Genomic DNA, 17,198 nt, shown 5'->3' on the forward strand with positions numbered 1-17,198 from the left:
TAACTTCTTAAATTCATACGATGCAAAAGGCATCGCTACAATTACGCCCGGGCAGCCCGGCTCACTTCATTTGCCACTCGCTCGGTGGCATCCGGAATGGATGCAGCGCGGGCGCGTTCTGCCATGGTTAATAAGATTTCTCGCGACCACCCGGCCAGGGTGTTGGCGACAGCATCCACGCTAAGCTGTGACTGCTCGATAATTTTGGCTGCGCCCGCTTTTTCCAGCGGTAGCGCATTCCAGTATTGCTGACGGTCTTTATGTTGAAACGGCACAAACAACGCCGGTAGTCCTGCCGCGGCGATTTCACTCACCGTTAACGCACCGGAGCGGCAAACGACGACATCCGCCCACGCATACGCCGCCGCCATATCATCAATAAATTCCGTCACTTTATGCTGCGGTTGCCCCGCTTCGGCATACGCCTGTTCAACGGATTGTTGCGAACCTTTGCCGCTCTGATGCCAGATAGTGACTGAATCACCCAGTTTCGCAGCAACCTGCGGCATTGTCTGATTAAGAATGCGTGCGCCCTGGGAACCACCCACTACCAACACACGAACCGGACCTTCACGTCCAGCCAAACGTTGCTGCGGCAACGGCAGCGCCAGCACATCGGTACGCACCGGGTTACCCACCACTTCCGCATTAGGAAAAGCACCTGGAAACGCCTGCATCACTTTGGTAGCAATCTTCGCCAGCCATTTATTGGTTAAGCCCGCAATACCGTTTTGTTCATGAAGTACAACCGGAATGCCTAACGACCACGCGGCCAGACCACCTGGACCTGATACATAGCCGCCCATACCGAGCACCACGTCAGGTTTGTACGCTTTCATAATCGCCCGCGCCTGACGCCAGGCGTTGAAGATACGCAGCGGCGCAGCTATCAGTGCTTTTATACCTTTTCCACGCAGACCAGAGATACGAATGAAATCAATTTCGATGCCATGTTTTGGCACTAAGTCCGCTTCCATACGGTCGGCAGTCCCCAGCCAGCGAACTTGCCAACCCTGAGCCATTAGATGGTGCGCAACCGCCAGCCCCGGGAATACATGTCCACCGGTTCCGCCTGCCATCACCATTAATCGCTTCCCTTGACCACTCATCGTGAACCTCGTACAAACGCCTGCGCTTTCTCCAGACGCGTTTCATAATCAATACGCAACAGCATCATGATGGCTGTCGACATAATCAGTAAGCTCGAACCACCGTAACTGATCAGCGGCAATGTCAGACCTTTGGTCGGTAACATCCCCGCCGCCGCGCCTACGTTAACCAGCGCCTGGAAACTAAACCAGATACCAATAGAACAGGCGAGAAAACCGGAAAAACGGTGGTCAATTTCTAATGCTTTGCGGCCAATCGACATCGCGCGAAAAGCGACGAAGAATACCATTAAAAGTGCCAGCACCACACCGACATACCCCAGTTCTTCGCCGATAATGGCGAAAATAAAGTCAGTATGCGCTTCCGGCAGATACTCCAGTTTTTGTACCGAGTTACCTAAACCTTGTCCCCACAGTTCACCGCGACCAAACGCCATCAACGATTGCGTTAACTGATAGCCGCTGCCAAAGGGATCTTCCCACGGGTTCCAGAATGCGGTAACACGGCGGATACGGTACGGTTCGGCGAGGATCAGCAACACAACCGCTGAAATGCCCATACCGATAATGGCAATGAACTGCCACAATTTCGCTCCTGCCAGGAACAACATCGCCAGCGTAGTCACAAACAACACCACCACCGTACCAAGGTCTGGCTGTGCCAGCAGTAACACTGCCAACACCAGAATTACGCCCATCGGTTTCAGGAAGCCGCGCAGGTTATTACGTACTTCGTCGCCTTTACGCACCAGATAGTTGGCGATATAGCAAAACAGCGACAGTTTTGTCAGCTCCGCAGGCTGGATACGCAGCAAACCGAGATCGATCCAACGCGATGCCCCTTTAACCGAGCTACCCACTACCAGAACGATCATCAGCAGGATGATAGATCCGAGCAGCATCGTGGCACTGTAGCGTTGCCAGAACTCCATCGGCAGACGCAGCGTAATGATCGCCAGAATGAATGCCAGGATCAGATAGACGCCATCACGCTTCGCGAAGAAGAACGGATCGTTGGTTAAGCGTTGCCCTATGGGCATTGACGCCGAGGTCACCATGATAAAGCCAATCGCCGCGAGGCCGAAGGTCAGCCACAGTAAGGTGCGATCGTACATGATCAGGCTGTCGGTATCTTTTTCCCGCGAGCCCATCACCCAGCCCTTTAGCGCCGTGGAGATCCAGACCAGAATACTGAATCCTGGCAGGCGCGGCATTTTCAGGCGAGGGAGAGATAAACGCATCAACCTAACTCCTTCGCCAGACGGGCAAACTCATTGCCTCGTTGTTCAAAGTTCTTGAATTGATCAAGGCTGGCACAGGCCGGGGAGAGCAGAACCATATCGCCCGGCTGAACACGCGGAGCCAGCAAGCGCATCGCCTGTTCCATGGTTTCGGTTTGTTCTGCCACTTCCGGGCGTAGCGCCGCCAGCTGCGCGCCGTCCCGACCGAAACAATACAGACGTACATTATCGCCATTCAGGTAACGCGCCAGTGGGCTAAAGTCCGCCGATTTACCATCGCCCCCCAGCAACAAATGCAGCGTGCCGTCTACGTGCAGGCCATTCAGCGCCGCTTCCGTACTGCCGACGTTGGTCGCTTTTGAATCGTTAACCCAGCGCACACCGTTATGCTCCAGCACAACTTCAAAGCGATGCGGCAGACCAGTGAATGTGGTTAACGCTTTCAGGCTGCTGGCACGCGGTAACCCTGCGGCATCTGCCAGCGCCAGCGCCGCCAGCGCATTGGTGTAGTTATGCTGCCCGGAAAGTTTCATTTCTTTCACGTTCAGCACTTTCTCGCCTTTCACCCGCAGCCAGGTTTCGCCCTGCTGATGATTCAGGTGATAGTCGCCCATGTTGACGCCAAAGCTGACGCAGCGTTCATCCGCACCGCGAATCGGCATTGTTAAGGCATCATCAGCATTAACCACGCAAACTTTTGCGTTTTCGTAAATGCGCAGTTTTGCTGCACGATACTGTTGTAAACCAAACGGATAGCGATCCATATGATCTTCAGTCACGTTCAGAATGGTCGCTGCTACCGCCTGTAAGCTGGAGGTGGTTTCCAGCTGGAAGCTCGACAGTTCCAGCACGTACAGTTCGCACTCATCATCCAACAGCATCAACGCAGGCAGGCCAATATTGCCACCCACACCAACGTTAACCCCCGCCGCTTTCGCCATTTCACCCACTAGCGTGGTGACCGTGCTTTTGCCGTTAGAACCGGTAATCGCCACAATCGGTGCTTGTGCTTCACGACAGAACAGCTCGATATCGCCAACGATTTCGATTCCGGCATCAGCGGCAGCGCTTAAGGATGGATGCGCCAGTGCAATACCGGGACTGGCGACAATCAGATCTGCCGCCATCAGCCATTCATCATTCAGACCGCCCGTGTGGCGTTCTACGGCTTCGGGTAATTTATCCAGGCCAGGCGGTGTCATACGCGTATCCATAACGCGCGGCGTCACACCGCGAGCGAGGAAAAAGTCCACGCAAGAAAGCCCGGTGAGGCCCAGGCCGATAATGACGACATTTTTACCCTGGTAATCAGCCATGATTAACGTACCTTCAGCGTTGCCAGACCAATCAGGACCAGCATCAGCGAAATAATCCAGAAACGCACAATGACGCGCGGTTCCGGCCAGCCTTTCAGTTCATAGTGGTGATGAATCGGTGCCATGCGGAAAATACGTTGTCCGCGCAGTTTAAAGGAGCCGACCTGCAGGATGACGGAAAGCGTTTCTACCACGAACACGCCCCCCATAATCACCAGCAGGAATTCCTGACGCAGCAGTACGGCGATAATACCTAACGCACCACCTAACGCCAGCGAACCTACATCGCCCATAAAGACCTGCGCCGGATAGGTGTTAAACCACAGGAAGCCCAGCCCTGCCCCGACTATCGCGGTACAGACAATGACCAGTTCCCCGGCGTGTCGTAGATACGGTATGTGTAAATAGCTGGCAAAGTTCATGTTGCCGGTCGCCCACGCCACCAGCGCAAAACCACCGGCGACAAATACGGTCGGCATAATTGCCAGACCGTCGAGACCATCGGTCAGGTTTACCGCGTTGCCAGTACCCACAATGACAAAGTAAGCCAGCAGAATGTAGAACAGCCCCAGTTGCGGCATCACATCTTTAAAGAACGGAACCACCAGCTGCGTTGCGGGCGTGTCTTTGCCGGCAAGGTACAGCGCGAAGGCAACACCCAGTGCAATGACCGACATCCAGAAATACTTCCAACGGGCAATCAGGCCCTTGGTGTCTTTACGCACCACTTTGCGATAATCATCAACAAAGCCAATAACACCATAACCTACCAGCACCACCAGTACGCACCAGACGTACGGATTGGACGGGTAAGCCCACAGCAGCACGGAGATCACAATCGCCGTCAGGATCATTATCCCGCCCATGGTCGGTGTACCGCGCTTGCTGAAGTGTGATTCAGGACCGTCGTTACGCACCACCTGACCAAAGGAAAGTTTTTGCAAATGAGCAATCATACGCGGGCCCATCCACAATGAGATGAACAGCGCGGTCAGCAGGCTGACGATGGCGCGAAACGTCAGATAGGAAAAGACGTTAAAGCCGGAATAATATTTGACCAAATGTTCGGCCAGCCAAACTAACATGTCCCATTCTCCTGTAAAGCGCGTACTACCTCTTCCATGGCAGCACTACGTGAACCCTTAACTAAAATCGTAATTACCTGTTGCTCAGCAATCAGTGATTTAAGACGCGCGATAAGCGCAGTTTTATCGGAAAAATGTTCGCCAACGCCGCTGGCGGTGCTGATAGCATGGCTTTGTTTACCCACACTTAACACGCAGTCAATACCAGCAGCTTTTGCCGCTTCGCCCACCTGTACATGGCAGGCTTCGCTTTCAGCGCCCAGTTCCGCCATATCGCCCACCACCAGCACGCGGTAGCCCGGCATTTCAGCCAGAACCTGAACAGCGGCGGTCATTGAACCGACATTGGCGTTGTAGGAGTCGTCGAGCAGCAACTGGTTTTCTGCCAGTTTTATGGGGAACAGACGGCCTGGAACAGCTTTCAGATTTGCCAGCCCCGCTTTGATAGCATCAAGCGTTGCGCCCACGGACATGGAGAGCGCAGCGGCTGCCAGCGCATTCGCAATATTGTGACGCCCCGGCAACGGCAGCAGAACATCGACGCTACCTGTAGGGGTTTGCAGGGTAAATTCCGTACCGTGCGAGGTTACATGGATATTGGTGGCGGTGAAATCGCTGTTGGCGGCATTAGGTGAGAAACGCCACACTTTGCGTGAGCCAATTACGCTCTGCCAGTTCAGCCAGTCGTTGTTGTCGGCGTTCATAATGGCGATACCGTTTTCCGGCAGGCCGCTAAAGATTTCACCTTTCGCTTTCGCGACACCCGCAAGCGAGCCAAAACCTTCCAAATGCGCCGCTGCCAGGTTGTTGACCAGCGCCGCTTCCGGGCGAGTCAGACTCACAGTCCAGGCAATTTCACCCTGATGGTTCGCGCCAAGTTCAATAACTGCGTAATCGTATTCCGGCGTTAAGCGCAACAGCGTCATCGGTACACCGATGTCGTTATTGAGATTGCCTGCCGTATAAAGTGTGTTGCCGCACTGGCTTAAAATTGCCGCCGTCATCTCTTTAACGGAGGTTTTGCCGGAGGAACCTGTCAGAGCAACCACGCGCGCCGGAACTTGCTGGCGAACCCATGCAGCCAGTTCACCAAACGCCAGACGCGTATCCTTGACGATTAACTGCGGCAGATCAATATCCAGCGGACGGCTAACCAGTAGTGCGCCTGCGCCGCCAGCTTTCGCCTGGTCGGCAAAATCATGAGCATCGAAACGTTCGCCTTTCAGGGCAACAAACAGGCAGCCCGGCGTCAGTTTTCGCGTGTCAGTGGTTACAGCATCAAGGGTAATATCTGCACCTTGCAGTTCACCGTTGAGAATATCGGTAAGTTGGCTAAGGGTTACGCTAATCATGCAATCACCCCCAGCAGACGCGCCACCGTGACGCGATCGGAGTAGTCCAGACGCTGATTGCCAACAATCTGGTAATCCTCATGGCCTTTGCCCGCGACCAGTACCACATCATTCTCTTTAGCCTGCATAACGGCGCAAGTCACCGCTTCAGCACGGCCTTCCATCACTTTGGCATATCCGGCATCTAACATTCCCGCCAGAATATCGTTGATGATGGCACGAGGCTCTTCGGTACGCGGGTTATCGTCCGTCACCACCGCCACGTCAGCAAACTCTTCAGCAATTGCGCCCATCAGTGGACGTTTGCCTTTATCACGATCGCCACCGCAGCCAAAGACGCACCACAGCTTGCCCGCACAGTGCAGGCGCGCCGCCTGTAAGGCTTTTTCCAGTGCATCCGGCGTATGCGCGTAATCCACCACCACCGTCGGTTTGCCTGGTGCAGTGAACACTTCCATACGTCCGCAAACCGGTTGCAGACGCGCGGCGGTTTTCAGCAAATCAGCCAGCGGATAGCCGAGTGCCAGCAGTGTCGCCAGCGCCAGCAGCAGGTTGCTGACGTTGAATGCGCCCATCAGGCGACTTTCAATTTCCCCATCGCCCCAACTCGAGCTAAAGCGAATGGTCGCACCGCTGTCGTGATAGTTCACGTCGGTCGCTTTCAACCAGCGTCCGTGACAGTTCGGATTGATATGATCTTCCATTGATACCGCAACCGCGTCCGGCAGTTTTGCCAGCCAGCGGCGGCCCACTTCATCGTCGGCGTTAATAATCGCCTGACCGCAATGATGCTCAGAATAAAGCAGCCATTTCGCAGCTTCGTAGTGTTCCATATCACCATGATAATCAAGGTGATCGCGGCTTAAGTTGGTAAAGACCGACGCCGCAAATTTCAATGCCGCCACACGGTGTTGTACCAGCCCGTGGGATGAAACTTCCATTGCGCAAAAAGTCGCGCCCTGATCCACCAGCCCCGCCAGCTCATGCTGAACATCGACTGCCGAACCGGTGGTATTTTCTGTCGGGATCACTTTCCCCAGCAGGCCGTTACCAACGGTGCCCATTACCGCGCTGGTTTCGCCAAGCAGTTGGCTCCACTGTGCCAGCAGCTGGGTCGTCGTGGTTTTGCCGTTGGTGCCCGTTACGCCTACAAGACGTAAATTGTCAGAGGGTTCATGGTAAAAGCGGCCCGCCAGTGCAGATAAACGCTCGTTGAGCTGGCTGAGATAGATGACCGGTACGCCGTGCATTTCACGGATTTCACCGTCGGTCGCCTCATCTTTCGCCTCTGCAATAATGGCAGCCACACCTTGCGCTATCGCCTGCGGGATATATCGACGCCCGTCCGCCTGATGACCTACTACAGCTACAAAGAGATCGCCCGCCGCAGCCACACGGCTGTCGAGTGTCATCTCTCGCAGTGCTCGCGAAGGTGCGTCTGGCACCCACGGAGCAAGAAGGTCGCGCAAATTACGATCTGCCACCTGTACCCTCGCCTTGATTAATCACAAATTCATTTTTATCGCCCGTTGTCAGCGCATCCGGCTCGATGTTCATGGTACGCAATACGCCGCCCATGATGGCACCAAAGACCGGCGCGGAAACGGCGCCGCCGTAGTATTTACCCGCCTGCGGATCGTTGATAACAACAACCAGCGCGAAGCGCGGCTGACTCGCAGGCGCAACGCCTGCGGTATAAGCAATATATTTATTGATGTAGCGACCGTCCGGCCCGACCTTTTTCGCGGTACCGGTTTTAATGGCGATACGATAGCCTTTAATCGCCGCCTTCACGCCGCCGCCGCCCGGTAGCGCCACGCTTTCCATCATATGCACCACGGTGCGAACAATGGATTCCGGGAAGACACGTTCACCGGGAACCGGGGGGTCAACTTTGGTAATCGACAGTGGGCGATAAATGCCGTAGCTGCCGATAGTTGCGTAGACTCGCGCTAACTGTAACGGTGTTACCATTAGCCCGTAGCCGAAAGAGAAGGTGGCCCTCTCTATGTCAGACCACCGTTGTTTTTGAGGATATAAGCCACTGCGTTCTCCGACCAACCCCAAATTGGTCGCTTTTCCCAGTCCAAAACGTGAGTAAGTATCTACTAACGCTGAGGACGGCATCGCTAACGCCAGTTTGGAAACACCGACGTTACTCGACTTCTGTAATACCCCGGTCAGGGTTAATTCGCTGTAGCGCGCCACGTCTTTGATTTCGTGACCGTTAATTCGATAAGGAACGGTATTGAGTACCGAGTTTTCCCGCACCACGCCACGTTGCAACGCGGTCATCACCACCATCGGTTTAACCGTTGAGCCCGGTTCAAACACGTCGGTGATGGTACGGTTACGCATCGCTTCTTTCGGCGTGCCGCTCAGATTATTTGGGTTGTATGACGGGCTGTTAGCCATCGCCAGCACTTCACCGGTGTTGACATCCACCAGCACGGCGCTACCAGATTCAGCCTTGTTAAAGGCCACTGCGTTGTTCAGTTCGCGATAAACCAGCGCCTGCAGGCGTTCATCAATACTCAGCGTCAGGTTGTGCGCTGCCTGGCTGTCAGTAGAAGAAATATCTTCAATTACGCGACCATAGCGGTCTTTACGCACAATGCGCTCACCCGGCTGCCCGGTAAGCCATTTATCGAAACTCTTCTCGACGCCCTCAATCCCTTGGCTATCGACGTTAGTAAAGCCGATGAGGTGAGCAGTCACTTCGCCGGATGGATAATAACGGCGAGATTCTTCACGCAGATGAATCCCCGGCAGTTTCAGTTTTTTGATGTAGTCCGCCATGTCAGGGTTTACCTGACGCGCCAGATAAATAAAGCGCCCTTTCGGGTTGGCGTTAATGCGGGCTGAGAGCTGATCCAGCGGAATATTGAGCGCGTTAGCCAGCGCCTTCCAGCGGTCACCGACGCTGATACCGCCAGCGTCATGCACTTCTTTTGGGTCAGCCCAAATCGCTTTTACTGGCACACTCACCGCTAACGGGCGACCAGAACGGTCAGTAATCATGCCGCGGGAGGTGGAAACTTGCTGAACGCGAAGAGAACGCATGTCGCCCTCTTTCACCAGCATATCCGGGGAGATAACTTGTAACCACGCTACGCGTCCGAGCAGAAAAGCCAGCGCCAGGAGAATACAGCCGCATAACAACGCAAAACGCCAACTGATAAAGTTGGCATGTTCTTCCTGACGTTTTGGTTTCTGCGTTTTCGCCGCTGCTTTCATGCGTCGCGTTTATCCTTATTTTTGCACTACGATATTTTCTTGTGACGGATCAACATGCTGCATTTGCAGCTTTTCCGTGGCTATTCTTTCCACCCGGCTATGGTCGCCGAGCGCATTCTCTTCAAGGATCAGGTTGCGCCATTCAATGTCTAAAGCATCTCGCTCCAGCACCAGTTGTTCGCGCTGAGCGGTCAGTAAACGGGTATGGTGCGCCGTGGTTACCACGGTCACCGCCGTCAAAATAATGCAAATGAACAGGCAGAGTGGCAGCTTCCCAAATCGCAAAAGATCGTCACCGATAACGCCAGGCAAGGCATGGCGCTCGTGGCTTCCCATCGATCCTTTAACTTTGCTTAGAGCTTCTGTCACTCTGCTGATCATGCGTTCGTCCTCTCTGCAATACGCAGAACTGAACTACGGGCACGAGGGTTCTCAGCCACCTCTTCTTCGCCCGGCATCAACTTACCTAGTGCTCGCAACTGACGGCCCCCCAGTTTTTTGAGCTGCTCTTCTGTCATCGGTAACCCTGCCGGAACTTGCGGACCGCGGCTGTTTTCACGCATAAAACGTTTCACAATGCGGTCTTCCAGCGAGTGGAAGCTGATGATCGAAAGCCGCCCACCCGGGGCCAGCACATTGAGCGAGCTTTTTAGCGCCTGCTCTATCTCCTCCAGTTCACTGTTTACCCAAATGCGCACCGCCTGGAAGGTACGGGTCGCGGGATGTTTAAACTTATCTTTCACCGGCGTTGCGGCAGCCACGACTTCCGCCAGTTCTTTGGTGCGGGTCATCGGCTGTTCGCGGTTACGCTCGACAATGGCGCGGGCAATGCGTTTGGCAAAACGCTCTTCACCATAGGTTTTCAATACCCAGGCGATATCGGCTTCTTCTGCGGTTTGTAGCCATTCAGCGGCTGACTGCCCACGGGTTGGGTCCATACGCATGTCCAGCGGACCATCGCGCATAAAGGAAAAGCCGCGCTCAGCATCATCAAGTTGCGGTGAAGAGACGCCAAGATCGAGGAGAATGCCGTCGATCTTGCCGATAAGATCGCGCTCGGCAACGTATTCTCCCAGCGCGGAGAAAGGTCCGTGGATGATGGAGAAGCGCGGATCATCAATAGTCTTCGCAACGGCGATAGCCTGCGGGTCGCGATCGATCGCCAGCAAACGCCCCTCTTCGCCAAGCTGCGAGAGGATCAGACGTGAGTGACCACCGCGACCAAAAGTCCCATCAATGTAGATGCCATCAGGACGGATATTGAGGCCATTAACGGCTTCATCCAGCAGCACCGTAGTATGTTTATAGTTTTCCATCATTTTATAGAGACAAGTCCTGCAGTCGCTCCGATAAGTCTCCGGTAGCCAACTGCTCTGCGTCGATATCTTCCTTGACCTGTTGATGCCAGGTTGTTTCATCCCACAGCTCAAACTTGTTGAACTGTCCAACCAGCATCACTTCTTTTGTCAGCCCGGCATGTTGCCGCAGTACTGGCGCGATTAACAATCGACCTGCGCCATCCATCTGACATTCGCTGGCATGACCTAACAGTAGGCGCTGCACACGGCGCTCAACCGGGTTCATGCTCGACAGACGCGATAATTTTTGCTCGATAATTTCCCATTCAGGCAGGGGGTAAAGCAGCAGGCACGGGTGATGAATGTCAATGGTGCAAACCATTTGACCGGCAGCGTTCTCAAGCAGCTGTTCCCGATAACGGGTAGGCACTGATAAGCGCCCTTTGCTGTCGAGATTGACTAACGTTGCTCCCCGGAACATGCCAGCCTCACCCCTTATTCCCACTTTGCCCCACAATTTCCCACTGAAAGGAGTTTACGGAGCGGAGGAAAAGCTTGTCAAGCCAGTCACAAGGCATACCGAGGTAAAAAACCCGATGTTTACGGCTAATATCAGCGTTGTTTATTTTACGTCCAACGTGCGAAGCAAATTAACGTTATGAATAGCTGTAAGAAAAAATCCCTCATCGTCATCACCGTTTTAAAATGACTCACTATTTTCCACAGCAAATATAAAGTGTCAGTTTGCGACGCGAGCGGCATTTTAGGACATATCTTCTCTGGTTAACAGTCCCTGTTGCGTCTGTGTGGCGCTTGATGCCAGCAGGTTTGCGCAAAAACAAAGAAAAGTGTTTGTTAAATCGGCAATTCATCTCTGCATGTAACAAAATAATGCAAAAACGCGCTGTCAATATCATTTAATTATTGTGAATTTCAGCAGGTGAGTTAATTAACGGGCGGGTTTAAAAGCATTTATCAATAATAGCCAGGAATAGTCTTATTTACTTTAAGGATATTGATGTCCATTCCCGTACTCAACGCGCCAGAGAGAAATTCACCTGGCGCGTACTTTTGTTCGCGGCTTAGCTACGGCTGAGCACGCCGCGGCGATAGAGATTACGTTTAATGCGCGTTAAACCAGGTTTTGGCTTACGCGGTTCATCGAGGCTCGCCAGGACAATCTCCAGCACACGTTCTGCGACATCGCGGTGACGTTGAGCCACTGCCAGCACCGGGCACTGTAAGAAGTCGAGCAGTTCGTTATCGCCAAAGGTGGCAATTGCCAGGTCAGAAGGCAGTTTGCCGTCGCGACGTAGCGTGACATCCATCACCCCTTGCAACAGCGCAAACGACGTTGTGAACAGCGCCTGCGGCATCGGATGCGTTTCCAGCCATTTTTCGAATAACTGGGCAGCTGCCTCCCGCTCATAGCTGTTGGCATAAAGGAAATGCACTTCGCGCGGATCATCTTTCCAGGCAGTACGGAAGCCTTGTTCACGCAGGAAGCTGACAGAAAGCTCCGGCAGCGCGCCAAGATAAAGCACCGTCTCGGCGGGAAACTTACGTAACTCTTCCGCCAGCATTTCGGCATCATCCTGATCGGCACCAACCACGCTGGTGAAGTGTTCACGATCGAGGGCGCGGTCCAGCGCGACAATCGGGAACGGGTCGTTAGCCCAGCGTTGATAAAAAGGATGCTCAGGTGGCAACGACGTCGAAACAATAATGGCATCAACCTGACGCTGTAAAAGGTGCTCAATGCAGCGCATTTCGTTGTCGGGCTGATCTTCCGAGCAGGCAATCAGCAGTTGATAACCCCGTTGCCGCGCCTGGCGTTCAAGATAGTTAGCGATGCGGGTATAGCTGGTGTTCTCCAGATCGGGGATCACAAGACCAATAGAACGTGTGCGTCCAGCACGAAGCCCAGCTGCCACGGCGTTCGGGTGGTAATTGTGCTCACGCACCACAGCCATGACTTTTTCAACGGTTTTGTCGCTCACACGGTATTGCTTCGCTTTGCCGTTAATAACATAGCTTGCAGTGGTCCGCGACACTCCCGCCAGCCGAGCGATTTCATCCAGTTTCACAATTGCCCCTTGCGTAAAATGTAAAAACCATAGCCATTGTACTGGTATGGATTAAATTCATTAACATCTAAGCGCAGAAAATTAACTGCGGCAACTGCTTTTATTCCAGGTTCCCACTGATTTCGCAAAAAAAGCCCAACGTGACATGTTGGGCTGCAAATTGCGCATTGAGATCATTCTCAACGCATTATTTTATCGCCGCGCGAAAGTCCGACCACACCAGAGCGAGCAACTTCCACAATTTTCGCCACATCGCGAATCGATGCTAAAAATGCATCAAGCTTATCGCTGGTGCCTGCTAATTGAACGGTATAAAGCGAGGGTGTGACATCGATAATTTGCCCACGGAATATTTCCGTATTACGTTTCACTTCGTCACGCCCGTAACCGCTGGCCTGAATTTTCACCAGCATGATTTCCCGCTCAACGTGCGCGCCCTGCCCCAACTCGCTCACGCGCAAGACATCGACCAGCTTGTGTAATTGCTTTTCGATTTGCTCAAGCACTTTTTCATCGCCCACGGTCTGGATGGTCATACGCGATAATGTCGGATCGTCGGTTGGCGCAACGGTCAGGCTTTCAATGTTGTAGCCACGCTGGGAAAAAAGGCCAATCACGCGGGATAACGCGCCTGATTCATTTTCGAGTAAGACTGATAATATCCGGCGCATAATCAGGTTCTCTCCGTTTTGCTTAACCACATTTCATCCATTCCGCCCCCGCGAATCTGCATCGGGTAGACGTGCTCACTGCCATCGACGGTAACATCAACAAACACCAGGCGATTATTGCGCACCTGTTCCAGCGCCTCGCTAAGTTTGCTTTCCAGTTCTTGCGGATGAGAGATCTGGATCCCGACGTGACCATAGGCTTCCGCCAGACGGACGAAGTCTGGTAAGGACTGCATATAAGATTGTGAATGACGGCCGGAATAGATCATGTCCTGCCACTGCTTCACCATCCCCAGATAGCGGTTATTGAGATTCACCACCAGTACGGGCAACTCATATTGCAACGCGGTAGACAGTTCCTGGATGTTCATCTGAATACTGCCGTCACCAGTGACGCAAACCACGGTTTCTTCTGGCAACGCCATTTTGACGCCCAGTGCCGCAGGTAAACCAAAACCCATCGTGCCGAGGCCGCCAGAGTTGATCCAGCGACGCGGTTTGTCGAATGGATAATAAAGCGCAGCAAACATCTGGTGCTGCCCGACATCGGACGTCACGTAAGCGTCCCCATGAGTCAACCGCCAAAGAGTCTCGATCACCGCCTGCGGTTTAATCTTTTCACTGTGAGTGTCATATTTCAGGCACTGACGAGCGCGCCACTGTTCAATCTGCTGCCACCAGTCGCGGATCTCATCCAGCGGTTGATGGGCGGATTCTTGCGACAGGAGTTCAAGCATTTGTTCTAGGACCTGGCGAGCATCCCCCACAATCGGGATATCAGCAGTCACGGTTTTAGAAATTGAGGTTGGATCAATATCGATATGCAGAACAGTGGCATTTGGGCAGTACTTTGCCAGATTGTTCGTCGTTCGGTCATCAAAACGTACCCCGACGGCGAAAATCACATCCGCGTTATGCATCGTCATATTGGCTTCGTAGGTACCGTGCATTCCCAACATGCCCAGTGCCTGGCGATGCGTTGCCGGAAACGCCCCCAGCCCCATCAAAGAGGAAACAACGGGCAGATTCAACACCTCCACCGCTTCTTTCAACTGCAGATGGCAGCCCGCCGTGATTGCCCCACCGCCTACGTAGACAACCGGTTTTTTTGCCGCCACCAGCGTTTGCAGAGCGCGCTTAATTTGCCCTTTATGCCCGGAGGTCGTGGGATTGTAAGAACGCATACTGACCGACTCCGGCCAGACATAGGGTAATTTGTTCGCCGGATTTAGAATATCTTTCGGTAAATCAACGACCACGGGTCCAGGACGACCACTTGCCGCTAGCCAGAAAGCCTTTTTCAGCACCTGCGGAATGTCTTCCGTTTGCTTAACCAGAAAACTGTGTTTAACCACCGGGCGAGAAATCCCCACCATGTCGCACTCCTGAAAGGCATCATAACCTATCAACGAGGTCGCTACCTGCCCGGAAAGGACAACTAATGGAATGGAATCCATATAAGCGGTGGCAATGCCAGTAATCGCATTGGTCGCCCCTGGACCCGACGTTACCAGCACGACGCCGACTTCCCCGGTCGCGCGCGCCAGACCATCGGCCATATGCACCGCCGCCTGCTCATGGCGAACTAAAACATGATCGATACCACCCACGGTATGCAATGCATCGTAAATATCAAGGACCGCGCCTCCAGGATAACCGAATACTTGTTTAACGCCCTGATCGATAAGCGATCGGACGACCATCTCGGCTCCAGACAACATCTCCATGGCCTGCCTCACTGTTTGACGGAAAAAATGTGTAAAACACATTAACCGTCCGATCTTGCTTAAGCAATTGGCAGACAGAGACATAAACACGGGGTAATAAGAATAAACAGGAGGAAAGGTGAAAAGAAACGATAAAATCCTCCATTACAGAGGATGAAATTGATAATAAATCGGCTGAATCCTACAACTTACAGCAATTTCTCTATTTTTTTAATTAATCCTAAAATAGAGAGCACAAACATTCAGAATAAAATTCTACATTCAATAAAAAATGCAGAATAAACCAGACATTGATGTCTGACCTATTCTGCATTCAGTTAGCGTTTGCAAATTGAGACTAATTGCTCTTCCATCCACTGATGGCCTTTATCGCGCCCGGCAGCTTCATGCCAGGAGAGATAACAGGTTCTGCTGTTTTGTTTTAACGGCAGCGGTAATACCTGTAACTCTAAGGATTCAGCGAACTCTTCAGCCAACCAACGCGGCGCAATAGCGACCAGATGCGTTTGCGACACCACGCTAAGTACGCTCATCATTGCCATGCCCTGATACGCGATACTGGCTTGCTTATCTACCGTGTCATACCAGGTTTGACTAAATGATGCGAAACGATCGAGCGAAACCGCAGCGTGTTGTTCGTTATAAACATCATGCTTCAGTAACGGGCCTTTAATTGTTGGATGATTTTTGCTGGCTACCAACACCATTTCATCTTTAAATAATGGCACACTGGTAAATTCAGGGCGATGGAAGTCTTCATAACTAATCACAAACTCCGTTTCCTGATAACGCAGCTGATGTTCAGTGTTCTGATTTAATGAAGACTTGAACATAACATGTATATTTGGCGCAATCTGCTCAATGTGATTATAAATCTGCGAGGTCAGAATGCTGTCTAACGGGCTGCAAACACAAAGATGAAATACACGTTCACTGCTCGCGGGTTCAAAACCTGAACCAGGCAATTCATTTTGTACTAGTTGCAATGCCTGACGAACTGAGCCAAAAAGTTGAAATGCGCGAGCAGTCGGTTGAATACCACGGCCATAACGAACAAAAAGCTCGTCATTAAACATCACCTTCAGGCGTGCAACAGCGTTACTGACCGCAGGTTGCGACATTCCCAGAGCATGAGCGGCACGGGTGATGTTTTGCTCCTGCATCACGGCATCGAAAACGGTTAATAAGTTGAGATCGACCATGCGTAGCTGTGGCTTGCTTAACTCCGCCGTCTCTGGATGATCTGTTTGTACCTCTGGCATACTTAACTCCACTGTCACACTTAACTCCCTTTCCCTTATTGGAATGCAGAGAAATAATCCTCGAGAATATGATTTATCATGCATATAAAATAAGAAAAAGCAAAATGAGTAAAATTAGGAAAACATAAAGATACAGGTTCTGATAAAAACAGAATCCACTGCCGAGCAAAGAGTCATTTACTACAGCATAATAATCCATAATGTTTTTGTTGCGAAAACAATCTAATCATAACTACCACGAATACTCAATCATCCACAAAATGGATTAAATGTGTTTTTTAATAATTAATTTATATGTTTAATGCATTAATTCTTAACATTAATTGATCAATAATATTCAGCAAATGAATATCAAAAAATTCGCAAAACATATAATTCAATACAAATCATCAGGATAGGTTTTGTAACGCGTGCATTTTATCCCCCTTTCCCTCGTTGATTAGATGCAAAAAATTATTCTGAAATATGTCAACCGATGAAAAGCATCGGCGGTTAAGCAGAAATTAATATCGCTTGTTTTAACCACCGCAGCACAATTAGCTAATTTTACGGATGCCGAACTCACAATGGCGTGACGTTTTTATTGCTTCAGGGTTGACATCCGTTTTTGTATCCAGTAACTCTAAAAGCATATCGCATTCATCTGGAGCTGATTTAATGACTCACATCGTTCGCTTTATCGGTCTACTACTACTAAACGCATCTTTTTTGCGCGGTAGACGAGTGAGCGGCATCCAGCATTAAGCCAGCACGCAGTCAAACAAAAACCCGCGCCATTGCGCGGGTTTTTTTATGCCCGAAGCGAGGCGCTCA

The 17,198-nt window shown here is 52.0% G+C and carries 16 protein-coding genes and 1 pseudogene; 2 read left to right on the forward strand and 15 right to left on the reverse strand.

What is annotated here, in order from left to right; translation table 11 throughout:
• Positions 1 to 41: 41 nt before the first annotated feature.
• From murG to ilvI, 14 genes are all read right to left on the reverse strand, one after another.
• Positions 42 to 1,109, reverse strand: coding sequence for an undecaprenyldiphospho-muramoylpentapeptide beta-N-acetylglucosaminyltransferase (gene murG, locus EAS44_RS20160; RefSeq protein ID WP_000016562.1), 1,068 nt, complete (start codon positions 1,107 to 1,109; stop codon positions 42 to 44).
• On the reverse strand, positions 1,106 to 2,350 hold the full coding sequence (gene ftsW, locus EAS44_RS20165) for a cell division protein FtsW (protein WP_001295532.1): 1,245 nt from the start codon (positions 2,348 to 2,350) through the stop codon (positions 1,106 to 1,108). Before ftsW ends, murG begins: the two co-directional genes overlap by 4 nt.
• Positions 2,350 to 3,666 carry a UDP-N-acetylmuramoyl-L-alanine--D-glutamate ligase gene (gene murD, locus EAS44_RS20170; RefSeq protein ID WP_000796460.1) on the reverse strand — a complete coding sequence of 439 codons (1,317 nt, stop codon included), beginning with the start codon at positions 3,664 to 3,666 and terminating at the stop codon, positions 2,350 to 2,352. Before murD ends, ftsW begins: the two co-directional genes overlap by 1 nt.
• Positions 3,667 to 3,668: 2 nt before the next feature.
• Positions 3,669 to 4,751, reverse strand: a complete 1,083-nt coding sequence (mraY, locus tag EAS44_RS20175; RefSeq protein ID WP_000964131.1) for a phospho-N-acetylmuramoyl-pentapeptide-transferase — start codon at positions 4,749 to 4,751, stop codon at positions 3,669 to 3,671.
• Entirely contained in the window at positions 4,745 to 6,103 is a 1,359-nt protein-coding gene (gene murF, locus EAS44_RS20180) for a UDP-N-acetylmuramoyl-tripeptide--D-alanyl-D-alanine ligase (RefSeq protein ID WP_000626679.1), read from the reverse strand. The genes mraY and murF overlap by 7 nt, the downstream gene beginning before the upstream one ends.
• The gene (gene murE / locus EAS44_RS20185; RefSeq protein ID WP_000785121.1) at positions 6,100 to 7,587 is read right to left on the reverse strand and encodes a UDP-N-acetylmuramoyl-L-alanyl-D-glutamate--2,6-diaminopimelate ligase; all 1,488 of its coding nucleotides are present in this window, start codon (positions 7,585 to 7,587) and stop codon (positions 6,100 to 6,102) included. The genes murF and murE overlap by 4 nt, the downstream gene beginning before the upstream one ends.
• Positions 7,574 to 9,340, reverse strand: coding sequence for a peptidoglycan glycosyltransferase FtsI (gene ftsI / locus EAS44_RS20190; RefSeq protein WP_000642208.1), 1,767 nt, complete (start codon positions 9,338 to 9,340; stop codon positions 7,574 to 7,576). The genes murE and ftsI overlap by 14 nt, the downstream gene beginning before the upstream one ends.
• Before the next feature lie 15 nt (positions 9,341 to 9,355).
• Positions 9,356 to 9,721 carry a cell division protein FtsL gene (gene ftsL, locus EAS44_RS20195; RefSeq protein WP_000625658.1) on the reverse strand — a complete coding sequence of 122 codons (366 nt, stop codon included), beginning with the start codon at positions 9,719 to 9,721 and terminating at the stop codon, positions 9,356 to 9,358.
• Complete coding sequence (rsmH, locus tag EAS44_RS20200; RefSeq protein WP_000970479.1) at positions 9,718 to 10,659, reverse strand: 16S rRNA (cytosine(1402)-N(4))-methyltransferase RsmH; 942 nt, start codon at positions 10,657 to 10,659, stop codon at positions 9,718 to 9,720. Before rsmH ends, ftsL begins: the two co-directional genes overlap by 4 nt.
• A gap of 1 nt (position 10,660) precedes the next feature.
• On the reverse strand, positions 10,661 to 11,119 hold the full coding sequence (mraZ, locus tag EAS44_RS20205; RefSeq protein ID WP_001295770.1) for a division/cell wall cluster transcriptional repressor MraZ: 459 nt from the start codon (positions 11,117 to 11,119) through the stop codon (positions 10,661 to 10,663).
• Positions 11,120 to 11,720: 601 nt separating this feature from the next.
• Positions 11,721 to 12,725: a catabolite repressor/activator gene (cra, locus tag EAS44_RS20210; RefSeq protein ID WP_000762401.1), complete on the reverse strand. Its 1,005-nt coding sequence runs from the start codon at positions 12,723 to 12,725 to the stop codon at positions 11,721 to 11,723.
• Between the two features lie 81 nt (positions 12,726 to 12,806).
• Complete coding sequence (locus EAS44_RS20215) at positions 12,807 to 12,893, reverse strand: fruR/shl operon leader peptide (protein ID WP_001303787.1); 87 nt, start codon at positions 12,891 to 12,893, stop codon at positions 12,807 to 12,809.
• Between the two features lie 11 nt (positions 12,894 to 12,904).
• Positions 12,905 to 13,396 (reverse strand): acetolactate synthase small subunit, encoded by a 492-nt coding sequence (ilvN, locus tag EAS44_RS20220; RefSeq protein ID WP_001252744.1) that lies wholly within the window; start codon positions 13,394 to 13,396, stop codon positions 12,905 to 12,907.
• 2 nt (positions 13,397 to 13,398) lie between these two features.
• Positions 13,399 to 15,123 carry an acetolactate synthase 3 large subunit gene (gene ilvI, locus EAS44_RS20225; protein ID WP_000425644.1) on the reverse strand — a complete coding sequence of 575 codons (1,725 nt, stop codon included), beginning with the start codon at positions 15,121 to 15,123 and terminating at the stop codon, positions 13,399 to 13,401.
• A gap of 118 nt (positions 15,124 to 15,241) precedes the next feature.
• Here ilvI and EAS44_RS25290 point away from each other — a divergent pair.
• Positions 15,242 to 15,280 (forward strand): annotated as a pseudogene (locus EAS44_RS25290) (hypothetical protein).
• 160 nt (positions 15,281 to 15,440) lie between these two features.
• Here the strand turns inward: EAS44_RS25290 and leuO are convergent.
• Positions 15,441 to 16,385, reverse strand: a complete 945-nt coding sequence (leuO, locus tag EAS44_RS20230) for a transcriptional regulator LeuO (protein WP_001295767.1) — start codon at positions 16,383 to 16,385, stop codon at positions 15,441 to 15,443.
• Between the two features lie 657 nt (positions 16,386 to 17,042).
• Here leuO and leuL point away from each other — a divergent pair.
• On the forward strand, positions 17,043 to 17,129 hold the full coding sequence (leuL, locus tag EAS44_RS20235; protein WP_001374869.1) for a leu operon leader peptide: 87 nt from the start codon (positions 17,043 to 17,045) through the stop codon (positions 17,127 to 17,129).
• The last annotated feature ends 69 nt before the right edge of the window (positions 17,130 to 17,198 follow it).

Source organism: Escherichia coli DSM 30083 = JCM 1649 = ATCC 11775 (assembly GCF_003697165.2).
Lineage (GTDB): Bacteria > Pseudomonadota > Gammaproteobacteria > Enterobacterales > Enterobacteriaceae > Escherichia > Escherichia coli.